The organism is Neorhodopirellula pilleata, from assembly GCF_007859915.1.
Taxonomy (GTDB): Bacteria; Planctomycetota; Planctomycetia; order Pirellulales; family Pirellulaceae; genus Rhodopirellula; species Rhodopirellula pilleata.
Map to the genome: position 1 here is coordinate 1 of NZ_SJPM01000028.1, position 21,450 is coordinate 21,450.

19 protein-coding genes are annotated in these 21,450 nt (G+C 53.8%); 11 read left to right on the forward strand and 8 right to left on the reverse strand.

Features of this window, described 5'->3' with window-relative positions:
* Positions 1 to 211 precede the first annotated feature (211 nt).
* Together Pla100_RS28480 and Pla100_RS28485 are read left to right on the forward strand one after the other, a co-directional pair.
* The gene (locus tag Pla100_RS28480) at positions 212 to 676 is read left to right on the forward strand and encodes a sensor histidine kinase (RefSeq protein ID WP_146582477.1); all 465 of its coding nucleotides are present in this window, start codon (positions 212 to 214) and stop codon (positions 674 to 676) included.
* A 10-nt stretch (positions 677 to 686) separates the two neighbouring features.
* Complete coding sequence (locus Pla100_RS28485) at positions 687 to 1,382, forward strand: response regulator (protein WP_146582479.1); 696 nt, start codon at positions 687 to 689, stop codon at positions 1,380 to 1,382.
* Between the two features lie 58 nt (positions 1,383 to 1,440).
* On the opposite strand, the gene Pla100_RS28490 is transcribed toward Pla100_RS28485, so the two are convergent.
* From Pla100_RS28490 to Pla100_RS28510, 5 genes are all read right to left on the reverse strand, one after another.
* On the reverse strand, positions 1,441 to 3,270 hold the full coding sequence (locus Pla100_RS28490; RefSeq protein ID WP_315853501.1) for an alpha-L-fucosidase: 1,830 nt from the start codon (positions 3,268 to 3,270) through the stop codon (positions 1,441 to 1,443).
* 82 nt (positions 3,271 to 3,352) lie between these two features.
* Positions 3,353 to 4,759: a sulfatase-like hydrolase/transferase gene (locus tag Pla100_RS28495; protein WP_231603739.1), complete on the reverse strand. Its 1,407-nt coding sequence runs from the start codon at positions 4,757 to 4,759 to the stop codon at positions 3,353 to 3,355.
* Positions 4,760 to 4,841: 82 nt separating this feature from the next.
* Positions 4,842 to 5,591, reverse strand: coding sequence for a class II aldolase/adducin family protein (locus Pla100_RS28500; protein WP_146582481.1), 750 nt, complete (start codon positions 5,589 to 5,591; stop codon positions 4,842 to 4,844).
* Between the two features lie 124 nt (positions 5,592 to 5,715).
* Positions 5,716 to 7,527, reverse strand: a complete 1,812-nt coding sequence (locus tag Pla100_RS28505) for an L-fucose isomerase (protein WP_146582483.1) — start codon at positions 7,525 to 7,527, stop codon at positions 5,716 to 5,718.
* A gap of 150 nt (positions 7,528 to 7,677) precedes the next feature.
* The gene (locus tag Pla100_RS28510; protein ID WP_231603740.1) at positions 7,678 to 9,216 is read right to left on the reverse strand and encodes an MFS transporter; all 1,539 of its coding nucleotides are present in this window, start codon (positions 9,214 to 9,216) and stop codon (positions 7,678 to 7,680) included.
* Positions 9,217 to 9,430: 214 nt separating this feature from the next.
* Between Pla100_RS28510 and Pla100_RS28515 the strand changes: the two genes are divergently transcribed.
* Positions 9,431 to 10,666 (forward strand): AraC family transcriptional regulator, encoded by a 1,236-nt coding sequence (locus tag Pla100_RS28515; protein WP_315853502.1) that lies wholly within the window; start codon positions 9,431 to 9,433, stop codon positions 10,664 to 10,666.
* A gap of 699 nt (positions 10,667 to 11,365) precedes the next feature.
* Here Pla100_RS28515 and Pla100_RS28520 read toward each other — a convergent pair.
* Entirely contained in the window at positions 11,366 to 11,782 is a 417-nt protein-coding gene (locus Pla100_RS28520; RefSeq protein ID WP_146582487.1) for a hypothetical protein, read from the reverse strand.
* The gene (locus tag Pla100_RS28525) at positions 11,779 to 12,225 is read right to left on the reverse strand and encodes a hypothetical protein (RefSeq protein ID WP_146582489.1); all 447 of its coding nucleotides are present in this window, start codon (positions 12,223 to 12,225) and stop codon (positions 11,779 to 11,781) included. The genes Pla100_RS28520 and Pla100_RS28525 overlap by 4 nt, the downstream gene beginning before the upstream one ends.
* A 303-nt stretch (positions 12,226 to 12,528) precedes the next feature.
* Here Pla100_RS28525 and Pla100_RS28530 point away from each other — a divergent pair, with 303 nt between their 5' ends.
* Positions 12,529 to 12,780 (forward strand): hypothetical protein, encoded by a 252-nt coding sequence (locus tag Pla100_RS28530; protein WP_146582491.1) that lies wholly within the window; start codon positions 12,529 to 12,531, stop codon positions 12,778 to 12,780.
* A 53-nt stretch (positions 12,781 to 12,833) separates the two neighbouring features.
* Positions 12,834 to 13,043 (forward strand): DUF4314 domain-containing protein, encoded by a 210-nt coding sequence (locus Pla100_RS32540; RefSeq protein WP_197168311.1) that lies wholly within the window; start codon positions 12,834 to 12,836, stop codon positions 13,041 to 13,043.
* Between the two features lie 4 nt (positions 13,044 to 13,047).
* Here Pla100_RS32540 and Pla100_RS28540 read toward each other — a convergent pair whose 3' ends face one another.
* Entirely contained in the window at positions 13,048 to 13,458 is a 411-nt protein-coding gene (locus Pla100_RS28540; RefSeq protein WP_146582493.1) for a hypothetical protein, read from the reverse strand.
* Positions 13,459 to 14,029: 571 nt separating this feature from the next.
* Here Pla100_RS28540 and Pla100_RS28545 point away from each other — a divergent pair.
* From Pla100_RS28545 to Pla100_RS32270, 6 genes are all read left to right on the forward strand, one after another.
* On the forward strand, positions 14,030 to 15,241 hold the full coding sequence (locus Pla100_RS28545) for a PDZ domain-containing protein (protein ID WP_146582495.1): 1,212 nt from the start codon (positions 14,030 to 14,032) through the stop codon (positions 15,239 to 15,241).
* A gap of 63 nt (positions 15,242 to 15,304) precedes the next feature.
* Entirely contained in the window at positions 15,305 to 16,012 is a 708-nt protein-coding gene (locus tag Pla100_RS28550) for a hypothetical protein (RefSeq protein WP_146582497.1), read from the forward strand.
* A 187-nt stretch (positions 16,013 to 16,199) separates the two neighbouring features.
* Positions 16,200 to 16,742 (forward strand): RNA polymerase sigma factor, encoded by a 543-nt coding sequence (locus Pla100_RS28555; protein ID WP_146582499.1) that lies wholly within the window; start codon positions 16,200 to 16,202, stop codon positions 16,740 to 16,742.
* Entirely contained in the window at positions 16,732 to 19,170 is a 2,439-nt protein-coding gene (locus tag Pla100_RS28560; protein WP_146582501.1) for a serine hydrolase domain-containing protein, read from the forward strand. The genes Pla100_RS28555 and Pla100_RS28560 overlap by 11 nt, the downstream gene beginning before the upstream one ends.
* A gap of 243 nt (positions 19,171 to 19,413) precedes the next feature.
* Positions 19,414 to 20,673, forward strand: coding sequence for a serine hydrolase domain-containing protein (locus tag Pla100_RS32035; RefSeq protein WP_231603743.1), 1,260 nt, complete (start codon positions 19,414 to 19,416; stop codon positions 20,671 to 20,673).
* Between the two features lie 126 nt (positions 20,674 to 20,799).
* Positions 20,800 to 20,931, forward strand: a complete 132-nt coding sequence (locus Pla100_RS32270) for a hypothetical protein (RefSeq protein WP_261344833.1) — start codon at positions 20,800 to 20,802, stop codon at positions 20,929 to 20,931.
* The last annotated feature ends 519 nt before the right edge of the window (positions 20,932 to 21,450 follow it).

The window sequence follows — 21,450 nt, forward strand, 5'->3', positions numbered from 1 at the left end:
TCGATTCGCTCACGCCACTGCCTGGCGAGCTCGGGATTGGGAAACGCGTTCATGGTTTTCTCCTGGAGGTGGAAACAAACCTGTCACGCTAAACCGCCTGTCAACATGGGGAGATAGAACGCTTACCGTGATCGGACTACTGAGTGACCTTGCAACATCTGCAGTCGATTCTCCCGAAAAACTAGAGTCCATGCATCAGCGAATCCGGACGATGACGCAGCGATCCAGCGATGCGGTACGCTACTGCACTAACATGCTGGAAGCGAAAGAACTTTACGGCGACCTACTCGAAGACATGCAACGGTCCACCGAAAGAATCATGGCAGACTTTGAAGGTGGTTTTTCGTTTCAAGATGACGACGAGGTTCTGAGCAGTTTGAAACCACGCACCCGTGCCGATCTGTTTCTCTTTTACAAAGAATCGCTGGTCAACATCAGCCGTCATAGCAACGCAACACATTTCGATGCTAAATTGATAGCGCATCGCGATGAGATCTGCTTGACGGTCAGCGATGACGGATCGGGATTAGCAGAAGCTCAGACCAACGAAGTTCCCTCTTCGCTCGCCCGACGCGCAAAATTGCTTGGGGCAAGTGTCACCGCACACCAGCCTGAAAGCGGAGGAACATGCATTAACCTCAAAATGAAAACTCGAAGATGGGGCTTCCGCAAATAGCGTAAGAGCGATGAATAAGATCACTAAAGTCATGCTGGTCGAAGACCACCCTGAGTATCGCGATGTCATCGACCTCGCCCTGAAAGATCAACCTGACATGCAATTGATTAGTCAGGTGGGATCCTCCGAGCGTGCTCTACAGGTCCTGCAGAATCAATTGAACGACAACGCGCCAGATCTCATTTTGCTCGACCTAAACCTGCCAGGAATGTCAGGTCTAGAGGCTTTGCCTTTGTTGCGTTCTTGTTGCCCGAACGCCAAATTCATCGTTTTAACTCAGTCGGATTGCGAGTCCGATGTGCTGCGTGCCACACAACTAGGCGCCTCTGGATACCTGCTCAAGTCCTCTACCGTCAATCAGATTATCGAAGCGATTCGAACCGTGGCCGAAGGCGGTGCGTTACTAGGTAGTGGCGTCGCCAAATACATTCTGAGCAAATTGGAATCGCGACTAGCATCAATCGAATTGCAAGACGAGCTCTCGCAGCGAGAGCTTGAGATACTCACGCTCCTCGGCGATGGACAAGTGAAGAAAGAGATTGCCGGGCAACTGGACATCAGTACTGCCACGGTCGCAACCTATGTCCGCCGCATCTACGAGAAGCTGAATGTCCAAAACGCTCCCGCAGCGATTACCCAAGCCTACCGAGCTGGCATCTTACCTCTCGACCAAAAAGACGGTGCCGCCAAGAAATCCAGCGATTGATGATCGTCGGCGCGACGGCCAGAGCGTGGCAAATTCCTGCCTCACCGACCACGGTGCATCAACGAACTGGGGCCAGACGAATCGATCGCAGTTGTGCGGATTGCGTGTTTCCTTCCAAGCAAGAAACCGCCACTTTGTACTTTCCAGGCTCTGAGAAATTGATCCAGCCGATTGGGAATTCTTGATAGTTGTGCGAGGCGTTCTGCTGATTCTGGATATGCTCGCCACCAACGACGTCGACACTCCACACCAATCGGCCCTCACCCGCGTACGTGAGACTTACGTCGTAGTCGCCTGGCTCCATGACGTCGACTTCCCAGACAACCTTTCCGTCAGGTGTCCATTGACATGCGGGATACTCGCAAACCCACTCACCAAATTTTTCCATCCACCGATGCTTCACGATCTTGGCACCCATCGCGGTCGAAAATTCAGCAAGAATTTCGGTTCCAGAATTAGGATCGATCCCAAAGGTCGAATCGACCTCCGGGTCGCCATCGAGTTGGAGTTCGATCACGGAAACCATCTGCTCGGGCGCACGAGATGGTAAATCCAAAACCGTCCAACCTGCGGTAGTGTTGTGTGTAATCGGTTCAGCAGTCTCCTCGCGTAACAGATATGCATCGAGAACTCTGGTATTCAAACCAGGAAGATACAGCTTGCCAGATTCGGGCCAGTCGAAAATTGACAGAAAAAGCCGGTTTTCTTTCACCGTGACATCGCCCCACGGCATTGCGTGTCCCCAAGGCGAAGCGTCGGTTCCGTAGACGACTTGAGGATAACGATGGATCCAATCGCCTGCCGCTCGCAGGGATCGGGCTGCACGTTCGGGAACCGCACCCGTGCCATCGGGACCGATATTGAGCATGTAGGTACCACCGCGGCCGACACAAGCGATGAGTCGCCGCAAGACTTCTTTCGGTGCTTTCCAATTCTCGTCATACCACGCATAGGCCCAAGAATCGTTCGTGGTATCGACACTTTCCCACATTCCCTCGACGTTGTGGTGCGGCACTTCCATATCACCCAGCGTTTGGTAGTCACCAAGGTTGTGACCGGCACGCCCTGACACAAGTGCCCGCGGCTGATTCTTGCGAACGATGTCCACGAGTTGCTGAACGTACTCCTGCTTCATGCCTCCAGGCGTATCGAACCAAATCAGTTCGATCGGGCCGTACTGTGTCGTCAGCTCTTCCACCTGAGGCACACATTTCTTAGTGAAGTAATCCTCGAAAGTGGCTGGCTTGCCATGTTCGTCGTTCTCGGGACCTTTCCGACCGCCTGGAAACGTCCAGTCCTGACTATGTGAGTAGTAGAAACCGAATCCCAAACCAGCCTCTCGGCAGGCCGCCGATAGCTCCTTCATCGGATCAACCTTCCAAGGGGTTGCATCGACAATGTTGAAGTCGCATGCTGCGGAGTCATACATCGCAAAACCATCGTGATGTTTGGCGGTGATCACGATGTATTTCATCCCGGCGTCTTTGGCCAGCTTCACAATCGCATCGGCATCAAAATCAGTCGGGCTGAAGGTTCCGGCCAACTGTTTGTACTCGTCAACGGGAATCCCAGCCATCTTTGGATCCATGATCCACTCGCCGATCCCGTAATACGTCTGGCCAGCAACACGGTTACCCAACTGGGAATAGAGTCCCCAATGGATGAACATGGCATAGTTGCCTTCGTCGAACAGTTCGCCGCGCTCCGCATTCTCAGCACGCAGCTTGACTGTGGATTCACCCCACATCGCGTCCATTTCTTCAGCGTGAACACCTCCCACCACGAAAGTGACGATCAAGCTCAAAACAAACGACTTCATCATTTCATTTTCCGAGTTCTTGGCAGGCTGTATCAGTTGGTCGACGCAAAACTCCATTATAATGGACATATTCTATTCGCAACTGACTCGCTGTCTGTCGTCCATTCAGACGACACGCCTTCGCTTTCGCTCGAAAAACTGCCCGGCGGCATTATCGTGCTTGTTTCTTCTTTTTCCTCGCCTTGGACAGACTGTTCTCACTAGGAGTTTCCGGCAATCCTTTCTTCCAAACAGCGAGTTGATTCAACAACCGCTGCATGACTTCGGGATGATCGGCGGACACGTCATTTTTTTCCGACCGGTCGTTTTCCAAGTCATATAACTCCAACTTCTGGTTTTCCGTTCCGACCAGCAGCTTCCACTGCCCGTCTCGAACGCCTAGCGTGGGCCACGTGTAATCTTGGTTGTCGCCGCCCTTCCACTCCCAAAAGATCGGTTTGATTCTGGTGAAGTCGCCGCCCTTGAAAGCCGAAAACACACTCTCGCCATCGGGCTCGTACCCGTCCGGCAACGGCACACCGGCAACTTCCAAGAAAGTTGGAAGCAGATCCACGGCGGTCAGTACGGATTTCAAATCAGTCCTACCCGGCGGCACAACTCCAGGCCATCGCACGATAAAAGGCACGCGTATTCCACCGGAGAAGAGCGATCGTTTTCGGCCTTTTAGGCCACCTGTTTCACCAACCGAGTAGAATCCGCCTAATCCCTTTTCACCTTTGCGGTGGATTCTGTCCGCCTCGCCGCGAGTCACTTCGGGTCCGTTATCGGTCGAAAACACAACAAGCGTGCTCTCGTCCAATTTCAATTCCTTCAGCAATGCGAACACTCGCCCAACCCCTTCATCAGCTTCCGCGATGACAGATGCGTAGACTCGCTTCTGTTCATCGAGATCCTTGAATTGCTCGAGATATTTGCCCAACGGATAGTGAGCCAAATGAGATTCGTGTAGCCACAAATTCACAAAAAAAGGTTCATCTTTGAACTCACGGATAAACTTCACCGCATGATCCACCGATGCTAAACCGTCCTTAGGGATTTCATTCTTTCCAGATCCGTTGAACGTGGCAAAGCGATCGTATCCATACTCCTCCTCGGTGGGCGAGTCGCCAATGCTGCCCAGGTGCCACTTTCCAAAGTGGCCTGTTTTGTAGCCAGCGTCTTTGAGCATTCGAGGCAGCATGGGAGCTTGGGCATCGAGCCAATCGGGCATGCCTCTGCTCAGGTGAGCACCGATGCTCTGAAAGTGCTGATGAATGCATTGCCGCGCCGGAAATTGCCCCGTCATCACGGCGACTCGACTCGGTGAACACACAGGACTGTTCACCGTGAAATTTGCAAAGTCGATTCCCTCGTTCGCCATGCGGTCAATGTTGGGCGTCTGACAAAATGTACTACCATGAATTCCAACATCCCCGTATCCCCAGTCATCGGCAAAAATGAAAATGATGTTGGGTCTCGCACTCGATATTTCGTCGGCGAAGAGCAACGAGTGCCCCAGAACGACAATGGATGTCACGAAATAGAGTAAGTTTCGCATGGCGGTAGAAATCAAGTTCATTGAATTGGTTGGAAGTATCTCTCTGCTCTTTCGACTCGACTCAAACTGCCGGCAAGACAGGAAAAGACGAATGATAGGTGGCTCATAGTTTCAATGCTTGTTGGCGGTAGTGTTCGTCGATTCGATTGGCGATGCGGTGGACTTCGGAGTCATCCATGAAAACTGGCCCACCCAAGGATGCTGCGCCGACGAAAATTTCGGCGGCTTTGTGAGCCATCAGCATGGCGGCTTTGACGGCGCCGGGGGTTTTGCCGATCGTGATCAGTCCGTGGTTTTGCAGCAGGATGACTCGCGGCGGGATGCCGAATTCGTCAACAAACGCTTGCGTCTTGTCACGGATCACTTGGGATAATTTGAGTCCAGGGTCGACATACGGCACAAACACCGACTGTGACCCGCAACAAACGATTTCGTCAGGGAACAAACGTTTTGTCGCGAACATTTCTGCGAGCGGTGAACACAGGATTTGATTGACGGCGATACTGTGCGTGTGCCCAACGAACTCGATGCCCGGTAGCGACAGCAGGTACGCGTGGAAAAGCGTTTCGACCGACGGTTTCTTGGCCTTTGAGTCCACGCGGCACGCAAGCAATCGATCTTCGATGTCCTGATCGCTGATGGCGGCTTCGTCAAACATTGGCAAGAGAGCATCGAATCGACAGGCGACAGCGTCATCTTCGCCCAGCGTTCCCAGACAACTGCCGCTGGCTTTGACGAGGAACGTTTCTGCGTCGAGTTTCGCCGAAGTATTGCCTTCGCCAAGGATCGCTAGGTGCCGGTGCTCTTCTCCAAGGAAGTGAGAAAGTTCGAGCATGGATTGGAGTGTGTTCATTCGATTTCCTGAGCCGACGGCGCTAGCCGAGGGTACGGGGCGTGGTTGCTGTATCGTTCGTTGAGTTGATGTTGTGATGCCCGCAGCAAGCACCGTCGGCTCACTGCGTCGGAATACTGTTGGATTAGCGCCGGCCGTACAGCGGGCCAAAGTTTTGGCAGGCGCGGAAGTCAGCACTTTCGAGACCGTCGGTGCCAAATGCGTTCCACGCGCTCGGCCGGAAGACTCGCTCAGCGTCAACGTTGTGCATGTAAACAGGAATGCGAAGGATCGATGCCAACGTGATGAACAAGTGACCGACATGGCCGGCTGTCATCACGCAGTGATTCGCACCCCAGTGATTCATGACTTCATATGTCGACGTGAAAGCGCCGCGACCGGTCATCGTTGGTGCAAACCACGTTGTCGGCCAAGTTGGATTGGTTCGCTGGTCAAGTACATCATGTACAGCCGTCGGAAGCTCGACGGTGTGTCCTTCAGCGATTTGCAATACTGGCCCAAGACCATCAACCAAGTTAATTCGTGTCATCGTCGCTGGCATTCCGCCACGCGTCTTGTAACGTGTGCTCAAACCGCCACCGGGGAAGTATTCGGTGATCGACGGATGCCATGTCGTTGCTTTGAGACACTTGGTGACTTCGTCGTCGGTGATCTCCCAAAACGGCTTCATCGTCGCAGTGCCATCCGCCGATGTTTGCTCGCCGGTTCCATCCAAAGTCGCGGGGCCGGAATTGATCAGGTGCAACAACCCGTCACTCGCCTCACCTTCGAGCTTGTAACCATCACACGCCGACGCGACCGCTTCGGGACTCCAGTAAGTCCGCAAGTCGGCAAACAGCTGCGCCGTATTGGTTAACAAGTGCCCAAACAACATCGTGGCCGCGTTGAGAGCATCGTTCTCTGTCGCGACGATGTACGGCGCTCGTTTGCCATTCCAATCAAACGAAGTATTCAAGATCGCTTCGAGGAAGTCACCATTGGGAAAATGGTCCGTCCACTGACGTTGGCCTTGGAATCCCGATGCAATTGCTTCGTGACCTTGAGCCTGTTCTCCCAGCCCCATTTCGGCGAGCTTCGGATTACCGACCATCAAGTCGCGAGCGATCAACGACATCTTCACGCTGTCGGACCATTCGCTGTCGATTTGCTCGCGCGAACGCTTGGTCTCGTCGCTGTTGTAATCATCGCCTTCGGGACAGTTTTCTTTGACCCAAGCAAGCGCCTTTTCGTATTCGGCTTGATCGAATTGGCCATTGTTCATTCGTCCAACGATCTCGGTCATGTCGATGTCTTCGACTCGCATGCCTAGCCATTTTTCCCAGAACGCGAAATCGATCATTGAACCGGCAATGCCCATCGACGTTCCGCCCATCGACAGGTAGGCCTTGCCACGCATCAATGCAACAGCCAAACCACACTGAACGAAGTCCAAAATCTTGGCTTGGACATCGGCGGGCATCGCAGCATCACCTGCATTTTGCACGTCGCGTCCATAGATGCCAAACGCGGGAATGCCTTTCTGGGTGTGTCCGGCCAGGACCGCAGCGAGATAGACCGCGCCGGGTCGTTCGGTTCCATTGAATCCAAAGACCGCTTTGGGACGCAGCGGGTCCATGTCCATCGTTTCGGATCCATAGCACCAACATGGTGTGACCGTCAGCGAGACGCCAACGTTCTCGCGGCGAAACTGGTTCTCGCACGCTGTGGCTTCGGACACGCCACCGATACAACGATCTGCGATCAAGCAATCGACCGGCTCGCCGTTGGGATAGCGGACGTTGGATGAGATCAACTCAGCGACTCGCTTGGCCAAGTTCATCGTTTGATCTTCGAGTGATTCACGAACACCACCAAGCCGACCGTCGATGGTCGGTCGGATGCCGATCTTGGGAAGGTTGCCGTTCCATACGGTTGGGGAAGTCTGGTTTTGCGTCATTGGGAACTACTGTCGATCCGAAAGGTATGTGAATGGATGTTTTTTCGAACTGTTTTTATGCCGTCGACACCAGCCGCCGGGTACTGCCGATCTACTGTGGACGGTGGCCGTTGCGTAACCCGCGGCTAGCGCCGTCGGCCCAGGTGCTCATCATGCGAGTTGGCTTTTAGTGCTTGGGGTTTCTCGCTGGTTCCAGCAAATCATGCCGTAGAAAGCGATCACCACAAAACAAAGTGCGGGCAGATAGAACGATCCCCGAGTCGCGGTGGTTCCCATGAAGCTGTCCAAATCGAGGATTTGGCCCTGCAAACGTGGCATGAACGCTCCGCCGACGATGGCAAAGATCAGACCTGCTGAACCTAGCTTGGCATCCTCACCAACTCCGTCGAGCGCCAGACCGTAAATGGTTGGGAACATCAACGACATGCATGCGGAAACAGCGATCAGAGAGTATAGCCCAGCCATCCCTTGCAAATGAATGGCCCCCAGCGTGCAGGCAAGTCCACCCAGACTGAGCGCCATCAATAACCGTCCCGGTGAAACATATTTCAAGAAGAACGTGCAGATGAATCGACTGCACAGGAAGATCACCATCGCCAGGATGTTGTGGTTCTGCGCTGTCGCCTTATCGATGCCCAATGCGTTTTCCGCATACTGAATGATAAACGTCCAGCACATGATCTGGGCTCCCACATAAAATGTCTGTGCAATCACGCCACCCACATAACGGGGATTTGTCATCAGTCTGCCAACGGTCCTGCCGAAGTGGAGATCGTGTTCGTCACCACTGGGACTCGTGTCGGGCATCTTCGTCAGAATGAAAATGACCATCACGCCGATGACGACGAAGCCTATCACCATGTAAGGCATCGAAACGGTCTTCAAATCCTGCTTCTGTAATTCCGAATGGGTTTTGCCTTGAAAGGTTGCAATCTTCCCGTCTTTAAAATCCTGCAACGCGGTCGATGCCACGTTTTGTGCATCAGGGCCAATGCTCATGACGTACGCTTTGACGTTCGCATCGTTGGTTCGCTCGCGCTCTTTCGCCTTGAGAAACGGAAGGATTGAGTGCTCCTGTTTCTTAACGGCTGCTGGGCTGAGTTCGGCATGAAAACCGTTCACATCACTTTTGAAATCTTCGACTTGGATCGTGGAGAGAATGACCGTGCCGGCGATGAACATCCCCGTCAGCGAACCGATCGGGTTGAAGGCCTGAGCCAAGTTGAGACGACGCGTGGATGTTTCCGCTGGCCCCATCGACAAGATGTATGGATTGGCCGTGGTCTCTAAGAATGCGAGTCCAAAGGTCAGGATGTAGAGAGCGATGATGAACAGATTGAAATTCGCGCCAGCAGCGGCAGGGACCGAGAGCAGAGCCCCCGTTGCGTACAGCAACAAACCCACAATGATTCCCGACTTGTAGGAAAACTTCCGGATGAAGATCGCTGCCGGAATCGCCATCGTGGCGTAGCCTCCGTAAAACGCCATCTGCACCCAAGTGCTCTGCGCGTTGTCGATGACAAAGACATCTTTGAACACAGCGACCAAGGGGTTGGTCACATCGTTAGCGAATCCCCACAACGCAAAGAGCGTCGTCACAAGTATGAACGGATAGAGAAACTTTTGTGGCACCACCGGGGTTGAAGGTGATGGCGTTGGAGACGAGGCGTTGTCTACAGAGTCACTCATTGAATCCATTTCTTGGTTTAGGTTCGTTTGTATGCGTGCTTGTTTGATCGTAGGCGTACTCGTTTGATCAAACGTGCGTCAACAAAATTCGCCAGCGAAGGCATCACTCGGCGGTGCAAGACTACACGCGAGTCGCACAAAGGAATAGAATGCGACCTAGCAAAGCTGCTGTGGCTTCGATAATATCCGATGCGAACACAGCTTCGATAGTGATTTGCGACGTGACGATAGCATTTTGCGTCACGATCAGTCATTCCAGGCGTTACTAGTGAACCAGAAATCTCGTCCCCAAATCGCGTTGCTCGTCGAAGCATCACGAGCCTACGGTCGCGAATTGCTTCGCGGCGTCGCCTATTTCGCGCGAACGCAAGTCAATTGGTCTCTCTTGCATCAAGAGATGATGTTGGACTCAGAGATCCCTGATTGGATGACAAGTTCGCGGATCGATGGCGTGATCGCCCGCGTCGATTCGCACACCATCGAACCACTTCGCAAGCTGAAGGTGCCGATCGTCGACGTGCGATGCAATCGTGAGTTTGCAGGTGTTCCGCAAGTCGAAACTGATAATCGACTGGTTGCCGAACTCGCTTTCGAGCATCTTTGGGATCGTGGATTTCGGCGTTTTGCATTTTGTGGTTTTCGCTCTGCGTCATACTCCGACGCTCGTTTACGATACTTTCGCGAAATGGTCGAGCAAGCATCGTGTCCGTTCACCTTCTATCAATCCCAAGGCAGGCCGGGCAGCACACTGACGAGCTTGGAATACGCTGGAATGATGGACATCGAACCCATGTCGAAATGGCTTTCCAAACTGCAGCGGCCAACGGGCCTCTTCGTTTGCAACGACATTCGTGGTCAACAAGTGCTCAATGCATGTCGAACGGCGAACATCGCCGTGCCCGATGATATTGGGGTGATTGGCGTTGATGATGACGATGCAATTTGCCTGTTGTGCGACCCACCGCTATCGAGTGTTCGTCCTGATGCCGAGCGTGTTGGATATCGCGCGGCAGAGCTTTTACATCAGATGCTCTCTGGCTACCAACCTGAAGCGAACGTCGAATACGTTTCCCCCAAATCAGTTTCTGAGCGACTATCCACCAAAGTGGTTGCTGTCGAGGATGTAGAATTGGCAAAGGTGTGCCGCTACATTCGCCAACACGCTTGCGACGGAATCAACGTCGGTGATGTAGCCGCGTATTCATCCTTGTCACGACGTCAATTGGAACGTCGGTTTCACGAAGTCCTCGGCCGAACGCCACACGAACAGATCACCGCAACACAAATCGAACGCGTCAAACAGTTGCTCCGTGAAACCGACATGACACTCGAACAAATTGCACCCAAGGCTGGTTACAGCCACAAAGAGAGCCTCAGCGCCGTTTTCAAACGGGAGACGGGTCACACTCCAGGTGAATACCGTTTCGAAAGCCGCTCGCTCGACGCTTGATCCTGCTTTGCGACTTTAAACAGCACCATTACGGCTGATTTGCAAACTGCTTCCATCACTTCTAGTGACTGCGTCCATTTCGAGAGAACTTCTGGCATCTCCGCGGCGAGGTTACTTGGTTCGAATGACGCTCGAGACGCTGATGAGCGAGCCGAACTTACCTGCTTGGTACTGCTGCTGGCAGTAGCCTTCAATCACCACTGATAATCACTTTACCACCGGCCCCCCTCAGCAATCGGTGTAATACAAAAATCAAATCCTTGTCTCGCCGAGGGACGCTTCCGTCAATTCGGGCAATCGGGCACTCCTTTTAGCTAGAGCCAGTAGTGTTCGCTGATTCACGCTTGAAGCGGTTGTGCAAGCGCGTCCACGATCGGCTTAACTTTGATAGTAGTCACGAAGAGTGTTGCTTCCGCTGTACTTTTCACGATCTGCGGAATTGGCCCTACCGGCCAGTTCGCTCTTCGAGAGTCCTTCTTCGGCCACGCTGGCCGGTCAAGAAACGCCGTGTTTGGGGCGTTTTTAAGATTCCGGTGATTTGCCCCGGACCTCTCTTCCGAAATCTGCCGTCCCCAATCCGCATGGGTTGCGTCCGTCTCAACGGTTTTTTCTCTGCGAACTATCGCGCTCTCTGTTCACAAAGTGGCTGCTAGTTACCACGCCGTTTGCTTCCGACCCACCGAACCAGACGGTTCATGTTTAGCTCGGGTTAACAGGTTGAGAGTCCTTGATCGTTCGCCACATTTTGCGTTGCTTTTTCCAGTCGAGCGTTTTGGCGATGGGACGGATGTCGGCTTCTTTAATCGGGTCGCGGCCTTTGACGGTATTGGGCAGGAACAGGATTTCTTCTTGGATGTCGGGGGCGAGATTGTCCATCCACATGATTTGCGTCATGCGGGTCGTGGAGATTTGGCCGTAATGGGCCAGTTCGCTTTGGTTGATGATCGTGCCGTCCTGAATCAATCGGTGACAGCGATGGGCCAAGGCAAGCAGTCGCGTGATCCGTGGGACTCGGCCGGTGGGCTTGCTGGGAGCGACGCCGTCTTGCAAGTGCTTGCGACCGTCGCGTTTTTTGGCGACGTGGAACTTACGATTGATGGTGAGGGATTCACTCATTGGGCGGTCTCCAGCGGTGGTTGAGTGAGGCTTTTCAGGCCTGTGGGATGGAAGGTGATCGCAACGTTGCCGCCGGGACCGTCGAAGTTGACTTTGTCGACCAGTAGCGAAACGACGCGGACTTGTTCTCTTGGCGGGAGCGCGTCCCAGACTTCGTCGAAGTCGGCCAGGACTCTTTGAATGTCGGATTGGTTGATTTTCTGAGTTGCCAGCGCGGCTTCTTCGTCGGCGATCGTTCTCAGTCGTTGATCAGCCGTTTGAATCCGTTGTTGAATCTCTGACAAGCCTGAGATGCTGCCGGCGATTTGCGTGTTGGCCGCGATCGATTGCAGCTTGGAATGGTCGTTTCGGATTTGGCGGTCGAGTGCCTTGCGTTCGTCTCGCAGGAGTTCTATCGCAGTTTGGCTTCGTAGATGAACCTCCGCGGCGGTGTGGGCCAGCATCACTGGATCGTTGCCGATCGTTCTGATTTGCTCGACGACGACAGGGATCGTTGGATCGGTAGATCGTTGGATTGGTTGTTGGTTGGCGGTGTCGGCCCCCACGTTGCGTTGTGTCGCGAGTTTTTCTCTTCGCCGGGAAAGTTGGGCCCAGTTCCGCTTTGCTGCGTCAACGGGGGGGATTTCGATCAGCAAACTCGGGACGATTAAATGTGATGCTTGCTTGAACTGATTCAGATGTCATGGTTCATTGGTAACGCCGTGTGAGTTGCATGAAAAAACGATACCCAGTTGGAGAAAAAAGACGTGAGTGAAGAAACTCGCAACGCTACCGAAGCCCTTCGGCGAATCTTTCGCGACATGGACCCGGCGAAGGCCCAAGAGATTCGCCAGTGCTACTACGCGGTGATGGACAATCTGCGTCCCTTGGCGGACTTGCTTGAGATCGAAGACCTCAACACAGGCGACGAGCCTGGTGGAATCTTGATCCACGAGCACCTGCTGGCGATAACTGCCATCGATGCGATGAGCCAAAGTCAGCTTGGTGCTGTTCTGTAGGCAGCGGGTTAATACAACGAATGAAGTCGAGAACATGATCGGAGGTCGAAGAATTGAACAATGAATTAATGATTGGAGATCGCATTCGCCTCATCTCCATGCCCAACGATCCAGCCCCAATTCCAGTTGGCACCGCCGGAACCGTGGCTGGCATCTATCCTCAACGAGACTGGACGCAAATCGACGTAAATTGGGACAACGGTCGTTCATTGATGCTTTCTATTCCGGATGACTGTGTGGAACGACTTCCTCGGGGCGAATAGCACCTTAAGGCAAGGTTGCAGCCCATTGCTCTAACTGAGCTGCGAGCTCCGCGCCCCAGTGCGTCTTTCGTAAGCCCAAACAAATCGCGTTGACATCAGCTTGACCGCTGAGATTCTCGATCGTTTGGCGGAGCAAAGTGACGTTCGGAATGACGTAAGTGGTTCGGTCGCGATGCGGCTCCGTTAGTCGTCGCAGCAATCCCTGTCGCTCCATATCACGGGCAGCGCGAACGAGCTGCATTTTTCGGCTTGGGCCCTGCGTGGCCGACCAGTACTCCGGCGTGAACGGGATCCCACGAATCCGCATGCCATCCAGCCATGAGCTGCTAATCCCGACCGCGCTGACATCGATTTCAGCAAAGACCTCGATCTCGGCAAGCAGCCGCGAAGCCAGTTGAAAGTGTTTCGGATGCATCTACTTTTCCAAAAGTCGGACAACGTGTTCCAGGAAACAAACTGAGGTTAGGTAGGCCGCTGATTCGTGGGGCCTGACCTGAACGCGTCCCCGGCGGAGGACCCGTTCGATCATCTGTGTCTGTGTGTGTGCGCGCACTGCGAGCGCGCTCACACAGGGGGCGGGCGTGCTCGCACCGCCCCTGGGGGTTGTAGGGGGTGCGCGCGCGGCACACACAGACCCCATTTCGGTGTGTGTGCGCGCACAAATAAGTGCGAGCACGGCACACAGGAACGATGCGAAATCCTGTCTGTGCGCGCAGTGATTTGGCTGCTCGCACAAACAGCGACAACATTAAAAATCGTCCTCGTCAGAAGGCTGCACGACCGTGGCCAACCGAACGGGCTGGTTCGCGCCTGACTTCCACAGGTGAACCAGTCCGAGACGTTACCGTTGCTGTTCTCGTCCGTGTCCTTCGGCATGAAGCGGTAGAACGCGTCCAGAATGATCAACTTGAAAAAGCCGGGCTTGAAGGTGTCAAAGTAAGTCCGCAGCGAATTGATGTCGGGAATCCACCCGCGATGAAGGGGGCATGGATGACTCAACTTTTCAACGTCTGCAGGCCACTGCCGCAACGCATCGGTTGCCCGCGGACGTTCGATTTGAGTTGATTCATTCGATTAAAAACGACATCGACCAGTGGTTCACAACTTCGCTGATCCGCATGCTTGTGCCGAGCATCGGCAACTCAGAATCACCGTACCTGCTCACCGTTCGGCGGCAATTCATTGAAACCGATTCCAACAAGCCTGCGGCGACACACTGGGGAAAACCCGACCGCAATGGATTGCAGGCGGGTGTTCGACTGGTGCCTGCTCAGCGAACCTATCAACATGGACAGGTTGTGGATATCGAGTTCCTGTACCGGAGCACTACCAGCAAAAAAGTCCCGGCTACATTGCCTGCTACCTTTCAATTCGGAAAAGTCTCAGGGATTCGCCTCGAACGCGTAAGCTTTGTGCAGCCCAAGTGGCCTGATGGTTCGGTCCACACGTTGATTGGCAACGAACCGGTGGTTGTGCGAGGGCATCGAATGCAAATCTGCTTTGACAGTGACGAAGCATTGAAGCCCGGCGTCAACCTGAAGGCAATCACGCGGCCTAAAGCGAATCACTACGTGCGGATCGCGGTGCCGAATCCTGGCGACGGTGCTGCGGACGCACCGCTTGACATCTCTGATCGCCTTTTTTTCAGCATCCCTTCGCTCACGCCTCCCAAAGTTCTTCCGATATCTGAATTGCATTACTATCAACATTGGGGGACGTCCGTGCCTGGATACCGGCGCCCTGAGCAATCGACTCCCGACCCTGAGTTCATCGATCCCTTTCAAATTGGCGTGTCGCTCGGGCCCGCCGATAAGAGCCAAGTTCCCGCGTACTACTCCAGCGGACTGCAAGTCATTAAAGTAGCACCGTACAGCCCCGCAGATTATGTGGGCATCGAGGTTGGCGACATCCTGCTCTCATGGGAGGGTAATCAGATTTACGGTGACGACCCGAACAAACCCTTTGTGAACTACAACGGCCCGAACAACCAACTGCGCGAGGCACTTGAGATGAATGCCAAGAGCAAGGGGTGGGCAACGTTCAACATGGATTTTGATTTGCTAGATCACCGTTCTGGTGAAGTGATCCGCATTTCTCCCTGGTTCGGATGGACAGCAGGCGGCAGTCCCAACAAAGCGGAGGTGATCAGACGCTTGATGGAACGCAAACGTCTTCGCGAAGAGTCGAGCGGGAAGTAATGGAATCTTGTCCTTGCTGAGTCGACGATCTTCGCCGTGACACACTCAAAGCATTGAACTCGAATGGCTCTGAAAATTTTCAACGTGGTCGCCGCTCTCGTATTGATTGTGACGACGTATCGCATTGCAACACGTCCTTTTCGTGTCGCGAAGATCGATTACGAACTTAACCAAGGGTATGCAACCGACCGCTGGGGTGAGCCTCCAAGCCTGCCAGACGCAGGCAAACTGTGGCGAGAGGAACAAGTGTCTCGTGACGACCGAGTCACCATCTTGCTCTGTGTCGCGACGATACCAGCACTGATTTGGATGGGCCGGAGACTGGTAAGGCTCCGGCACAGCACGACCAACATCATTCTTGCCGCGCTGTTCCCGTTACCGCTTCTTATCAATGGTTGCAGCAATTCAAATACCGCGCTGTCTGTTCGGGATGCAAAGAGCATTACAATTGTTTGCTTTTACAGAAACCAGGAACTGCCTCCAGTGACGTTTGCGACGAACGCAAAACAACGCGCAGATATTGTGGAGCACCTTCGCAACCTGCGTTGGACTGAACTCGGCTTACCGTTGGACGAAATCAAAATGATTGCGCCAGACATTAAAATCTTGCTCACCGACAATCTTGACAGGTTGCACACGTATGAACTGTACTGGACCAGGAATGTTCTGATCGATCAGGATTCAGAGCGACTTTTTGATGTTACCGATATCTCGAAACTGCGGGGGGAGGTGACGTCGATAACCAGCCTGTCTTCGCCACCTGTTCGCTGAAGCGAACACGCGCAGCGTCATGTCGCGGTAGGACGCAAGCCCTCCGGTTTCGCAGCACCGGACGGCTTTCGCCGTTCCGCTAAGACGGCAACCGTCTGTATTTCCAAGTTATTCTGTAAGGATTCACTCGGGCGAGGTACCAATACTACTGGAGTGACGTTTTTTCGTTGTCTGACAGAGATCATTGGTGCTTGACGAAGATCAACAGTCGATATTCACGAACTGGCTTGAGGAACATGGTTCCTCAGTCATGAAGGTAGCGCGTGCTTACACGCTCACCAGTGAGGAATCGCAGGATCTCGCTCAGGAAATCTTGCTTCAAGCGTGGCAGTCGCTATCGCGATTTCAAGGGAAGGCAAGTGCGGCGACGTGGTTCTATCGTGTGGCTCTGCACACAGCAATGAATTGGCATCGCAAGGACAGGCCGCGACGAACCAGACAACAACCGCTGATCGAAGTGCAAACAGTGGCGACTGACGGGTCCAGCAGTGCCGAACAAGTTCAACAGTGCGAGACCGTCGAGCAACTCTACGCGGCCATTGCTCAGCTACCGAAAACCGACGCCGCACTCGTGTTGCTGTACTTGGACGACCTGAGCTATCGAGAGATGGCCGAAGTACTGGGTATCTCGGGGAACAACGTGGGAGTGAAGTTGAATCGGGCGAAAAAGGCTCTCAGCGCGCTGATGAACAGTGAGTCCCATGAACTGGGGGAATCCGATGAGTCTTGACAAATACCAACAAGCGTGGAAAGCGGAAGCTTCGCAAGTACAAGTAACGTTCGACGCCGACTTGCTGTCGAAGGAAGTCCAGCAGTCGCACGATACTTTTCGGTCGATGATCTTCTGGCGCGACGTTCGAGAGGTTGGAACGTCGCTGGTGATGATCCCTATCTGGTTCGTGATGGGCATCGGCATGTCACTGCCCTGGACGTGGTATTTGACCGTGCCCGCGCTGCTATGGATTGCCGGCTTCATGTTGGTAGATCGTCGTCGTCACCCTCAACGGCCAAGTGATCCAGGCGAACCACTGTTGTTCTATGTGAAGGAATCACGGGCTCAGGTCGAGCATCAGATCTGGTTGCTACGGAATGTGTTTTGGTGGTACCTGCTGCCGCCTTCAATTTCGATCATGGCGTTTTTTACAAATGTTGCATGGGATAGTAGCGAGAGTTGGCTTGGATTCATTTTTGTCGCTGGATTTGAAGGAATCTTTCTGTTTCTTCTTTACGGCTGGGTCTATCGACTGAATCAACGGGCCGTTCGAGATCAACTCGAGCCGCGACGAATCGATCTCCAGAAACTCATCACGTATTTGGAAGGCGAAAGCCCTGCTGAAGACTCCAGCGAGATGATCGATATTGTTTCCGCTTTGTCGGGAACCGATGGAAACGCTGGGTTGAGTCCCAACTGGGCCCGTTGGGCCGAGAACTGGAATCGGATCATACCGTCGTGGCGTGAAGTGGCCATCATCCTCGTCCCCACGCTGGTCGGAGCGTCCCTTGGATTCCGATTTCCGCTCACTGACATGGGGCCTGTGTTTTTCCAGTCCGTAGTCGCGGCTGTGATTCCATTCGAGATTGCTTTTTTCGGCCTCTGGTATCTTTCTTACCGACGTCACAAGGAGCATCCGTTCTCGGGCAAAGGCAGCGTCCGCCTCAACACACCGGCGATTGTCACGATCGTCATGATCACGGTGATTTCGACTTTAGCCTTCGCCGCAATCTTTTCATGCTTCAGGGAGTTGATGTCGCGACGGGGGCCTGGCTTGGATGACATCAGTGCATTTGTCGACGATGACATCAAGCACATCGACACTTGGTTGCAAAGCCTGACGGATTCGTCTTATCCCAGCCTCAGCGCTGTCGTCGTTCGTGACGGTGAGATTGTCTACCAGGGTGCAGTCGGATTTGAGGATATTGAGATACGACGGCCAGCGACAGCGCGAACTCAATATCATGTCGCATCGGTGACCAAGGTGTTCACGGCATCACTAGCGGTGATGTTGCATGAACAGGGAGTGATCGATCTGGACCAGGCGGCGGCAAGCTATCTTCCAAACGACGTTCGGATAAGCACCACGCCTGAGCTTGGAGCAACCATCACTCTGCGGCAGCTTGCGTCGCACACCTCGGGCTTACCGAGCGGCGTTCCAGGCCAGGTTCAATCGGTTGAAGGTCGGTACGAATTGGAACCCCAGCGGCTCTATGATCATTTGGCCAGCGTCGAATTGATTTCCAATCCCGGCGATGGCAAGGAGTATTCCAACCTGGGATTCGGATTGCTTGGGCATGTACTCGAGAGGGCCGCAAATAAGCCGATCGATCGATTGTTGCAAGAGATGCTTTGCGATCCGCTGCAACTGAACAACACCGCAATCGAAGGCGACGCCAAGCTTCACCCAGCCACCGGCTATGCTAGAAAAAGTCGCGGCGGTGCGGTGCAAACGCGTTCTCTCCAAGAACGATTGGCAGGTTCCGGTGGCTTGGTCACGACCACCGAAGACCTGGGAAAGTTTCTGATAGCTCAGATGAAACCGGGCGTGTTCAGCAACGAGATGCTCGGCCAACTTCATACGGAAACGAAGCTGCCCAGTGGATCGCCATCGGGGACTGCGCTCGGATGGTCGGTAAAATCGATCGATGGCGTAGGTCGTATCCTGGAAAAAAATGGCAGTCGCAGCAATTGTAGTGCGTGGATCGGGTTCTCGCCGGAAGACGGAGTCGGCGTTGCAGTGGTAACCAATTGCGGTGGACCGATTGTCGATCCGATCGGCCGCAAGTTGTTGGAGCGGTCCATTTCCCTTTCGCAAAGGAAACTGGTGACAAAGGATGGCTATGCGAAGGTGGCACCCTATACCGGCGTCCGCTGGGAAAACGGCCGGCCCATCGTTCGTGTGCATGACCGTTGGACTCCGCTCGTTTCAATCGATGGCATACCGATCGATCGTATCATGGATTTTGCAAACCAAGAGTACGGCGAGATTGCACACAAACGATTTGCCGAAGACTTGGTTGAGGTCTTGTCAACGATGGGTCACGAGCCAAAGTGGGAATTGACTTTGGGTCTCGAATCCACAAGTGGGCAGGTCGAGCAGTTACCGATTCGGATGACTGAACAGAATCGCAAACTTGCACAAAAATACTTGCGGGATCGCTGATTGAGTAACTCATTTGCGAGCGAAGCAGTTCATGCAATGTTGCCGTTCGCAAATTGTCAGCGACATCTTTGAGCGTCGTCCAAGCCCAGCGTGGGGAATCCAAAATTTTTCACATTCGTTTGTAATGTTCGCGCCGCCGAAGTTACCAATAGTAGTAGCAAAGGCTGCCAGTCTTGCACGACGACTTCATTTCCAACTAGGAGCTTTCTCATGCGATACTTCGCACCCATTGCTCGTTTGTTCGTGCTTCTCGCATTGTTTGTAGCGACAATTCGTTGTTCCACCTCTGCTGCGCAAGCGCAGACAAATGACGTTGCCGCCAAGCTCGCGGAAATTTGCCGCAAGCATGATGTGCCGGCAATGACTGCTGCTGTGGTCAACTCGAATGCATTGGTGACATCGGATTGCTTTGGCATCCGCAAGAAAGGAACTTCCGACAAGGTTGAATTATCAGATCGGTTTCCGATTGGCTCTAACACCAAGTCGATGACGGCGACGTTGGCAGCCGTTATGGTGGATTCAGGAAAAATCGATTGGTCAACGAGCATTGGCGAAGTTTGGCCCCAAGCCACTGACGATGACATTCATCCAAAGCTAAGCACGGTGACACTGGATCAGTTGTTGACGCATCAAAGTGGACTGCCCGGCGATATTTCAGAAATTTCAGGTCAGGCGTGGGCTAGCTTCTTCGAGGAAAAGCAATCGCCTGTATTGGAGCGCCGACGTATGCTCAAGCTGGTGCTTTCCAAGGTACCTTCGCAACCTCAAGGAAAGTTCGCCTACTCGAATCTCGGTTACGCGATCGCCTCAGCGATGTTGGAAACCCGCGCACAAGAGTCGTATGAGTCGCTGATGAAGAAGCATGTTTTCGATCCACTGGAAATGCACTCGGCAGACTTTCGATCTATGGGGTCGGCAAAGCAATTGCGGTCACCTCTCTTGTGGGGACACGCGCAGAGCGGCGAGCCCATTGATCCAAGAACGGCGGGTGCTGAAAACCCAACGGTCTATGCAGCCGCTGGTACGGTGCATTTGTCCATCGAAGACTACGCGAAGTACGCACGGTGGCATTTAGCGGCAAAACCCGCGCCGGTACTGCGATCACAAAGCGCATTGGACCATCTACACAAGCCGCAAGTCGACTATACCCTCCCCGGCGCAAAGTACGCGTGCGGATGGATTTGCATGGATACTGCGCTCGGTCCCGCGCTCAACCACGCCGGGTCCAACACAAATTCCTGGGCATTGATCTGGATCTTGCCCGAATCCGACTTCGCAGCCATCGTTTGCACGAACTCGGGGCAGCAAAAAGCATATATCGCTTGCGACGAGATGATGAGTTATCTGATGTTGGAACACGCTTCCGCCAAAAGCACGAAGCGTGCAGCATTGCCTGCAACCGATCCGGGCGACCGGATGTTTCCTGGCAAGTTCGAGCAAACGCTGGTGCGCCTTTTCGTGGTACTCCAATCCTGCTTGACGTTCACCAGTAAAATCCAGTGATTCTCCGCATCCCGTCTCGGCTTTCGCCAAGCTCAACGTTGGCTCTAGATCGTATCCAGATCGCTCCGCAGATTCGCGGCACAAGGGCAAGGCGTTGAAATACATTTCCCTGGCCGAAGCCCAATCATGGTCATCGGCAAAAGTGATGCCGCATTGCACGTACGCCAAACCCAGTTCGACAAGATGGCGGGGCTGGTCGGGTTCGCGCCTACGAAGTTCGTCCAGCAAATCGATCGCTTGCTGATAAAGCTTGCCTGACACGGTCGAAGCGGACACGCCGTTTTCATCGCCCACCTGCGAAGTGGTATCAGCAAGGCCTAATAACGCGTGTGCACGGCAACGCAGGATGCGATTCTCATTAAGACTCCCAGATGGCAAATTCTCCAGTTCTTGTAGCACCGCCGTCAGTAAACGTCGACGATCTTCCTGTGCCGCTGCATCGAGTTTGTAGGGCGCCTGCAAATCGAACAGCATGGATTCCAGGAGACGAAGCGCGCCGCCGGCTTGTTCGGTCGCTAACCTGGCTTGTTGGCGAGCTGCATCCGCTGACCTGGCTGCCGATGCTTCTGCAGTGGTCAGGGCCTCGTTGGACTCAACAAGATCATCGGCTCGATTCTTTGCGAGTAGTCCCAGGTAGCTTGAGACAATGGTGCTGGTGATCATCAAAAGAACCAGCATGGCCGACATAGCGGCAACCAGACGATTGCGCCGACACCATCGCCAGGCATGACCGATCGAGCCCATCGGTCGCGCCAAGATGGGACGCCCCTGCAGGTA

Bases quoted from the DNA above. Each gene is read 5' to 3' on its own strand.
- Pla100_RS28480 (WP_146582477.1), top strand. From the start codon at position 212: ATGACGCAGCGATCCAGCGATGCGGTACGCTACTGCACTAACATGCTG.
- Pla100_RS28485 (WP_146582479.1), top strand. From the start codon at position 687: ATGAATAAGATCACTAAAGTCATGCTGGTCGAAGACCACCCTGAGTAT.
- Pla100_RS28490 (WP_315853501.1), bottom strand. From the start codon at position 3,270: ATGTCCATTATAATGGAGTTTTGCGTCGACCAACTGATACAGCCTGCC.
- Pla100_RS28495 (WP_231603739.1), bottom strand. From the start codon at position 4,759: ATGAACTTGATTTCTACCGCCATGCGAAACTTACTCTATTTCGTGACA.
- Pla100_RS28500 (WP_146582481.1), bottom strand. From the start codon at position 5,591: ATGAACACACTCCAATCCATGCTCGAACTTTCTCACTTCCTTGGAGAA.
- Pla100_RS28505 (WP_146582483.1), bottom strand. From the start codon at position 7,527: ATGACGCAAAACCAGACTTCCCCAACCGTATGGAACGGCAACCTTCCC.
- Pla100_RS28510 (WP_231603740.1), bottom strand. From the start codon at position 9,216: ATGAGTGACTCTGTAGACAACGCCTCGTCTCCAACGCCATCACCTTCA.
- Pla100_RS28520 (WP_146582487.1), bottom strand. From the start codon at position 11,782: ATGAGTGAATCCCTCACCATCAATCGTAAGTTCCACGTCGCCAAAAAA.
- Pla100_RS28525 (WP_146582489.1), bottom strand. From the start codon at position 12,225: ATGCTGGCCCACACCGCCGCGGAGGTTCATCTACGAAGCCAAACTGCG.
- Pla100_RS28540 (WP_146582493.1), bottom strand. From the start codon at position 13,458: ATGCATCCGAAACACTTTCAACTGGCTTCGCGGCTGCTTGCCGAGATC.
- Pla100_RS28545 (WP_146582495.1), top strand. From the start codon at position 14,030: ATGGATGACTCAACTTTTCAACGTCTGCAGGCCACTGCCGCAACGCAT.
- Pla100_RS28550 (WP_146582497.1), top strand. From the start codon at position 15,305: ATGGCTCTGAAAATTTTCAACGTGGTCGCCGCTCTCGTATTGATTGTG.
- Pla100_RS28560 (WP_146582501.1), top strand. From the start codon at position 16,732: ATGAGTCTTGACAAATACCAACAAGCGTGGAAAGCGGAAGCTTCGCAA.
- Pla100_RS32270 (WP_261344833.1), top strand. From the start codon at position 20,800: ATGGTCATCGGCAAAAGTGATGCCGCATTGCACGTACGCCAAACCCAG.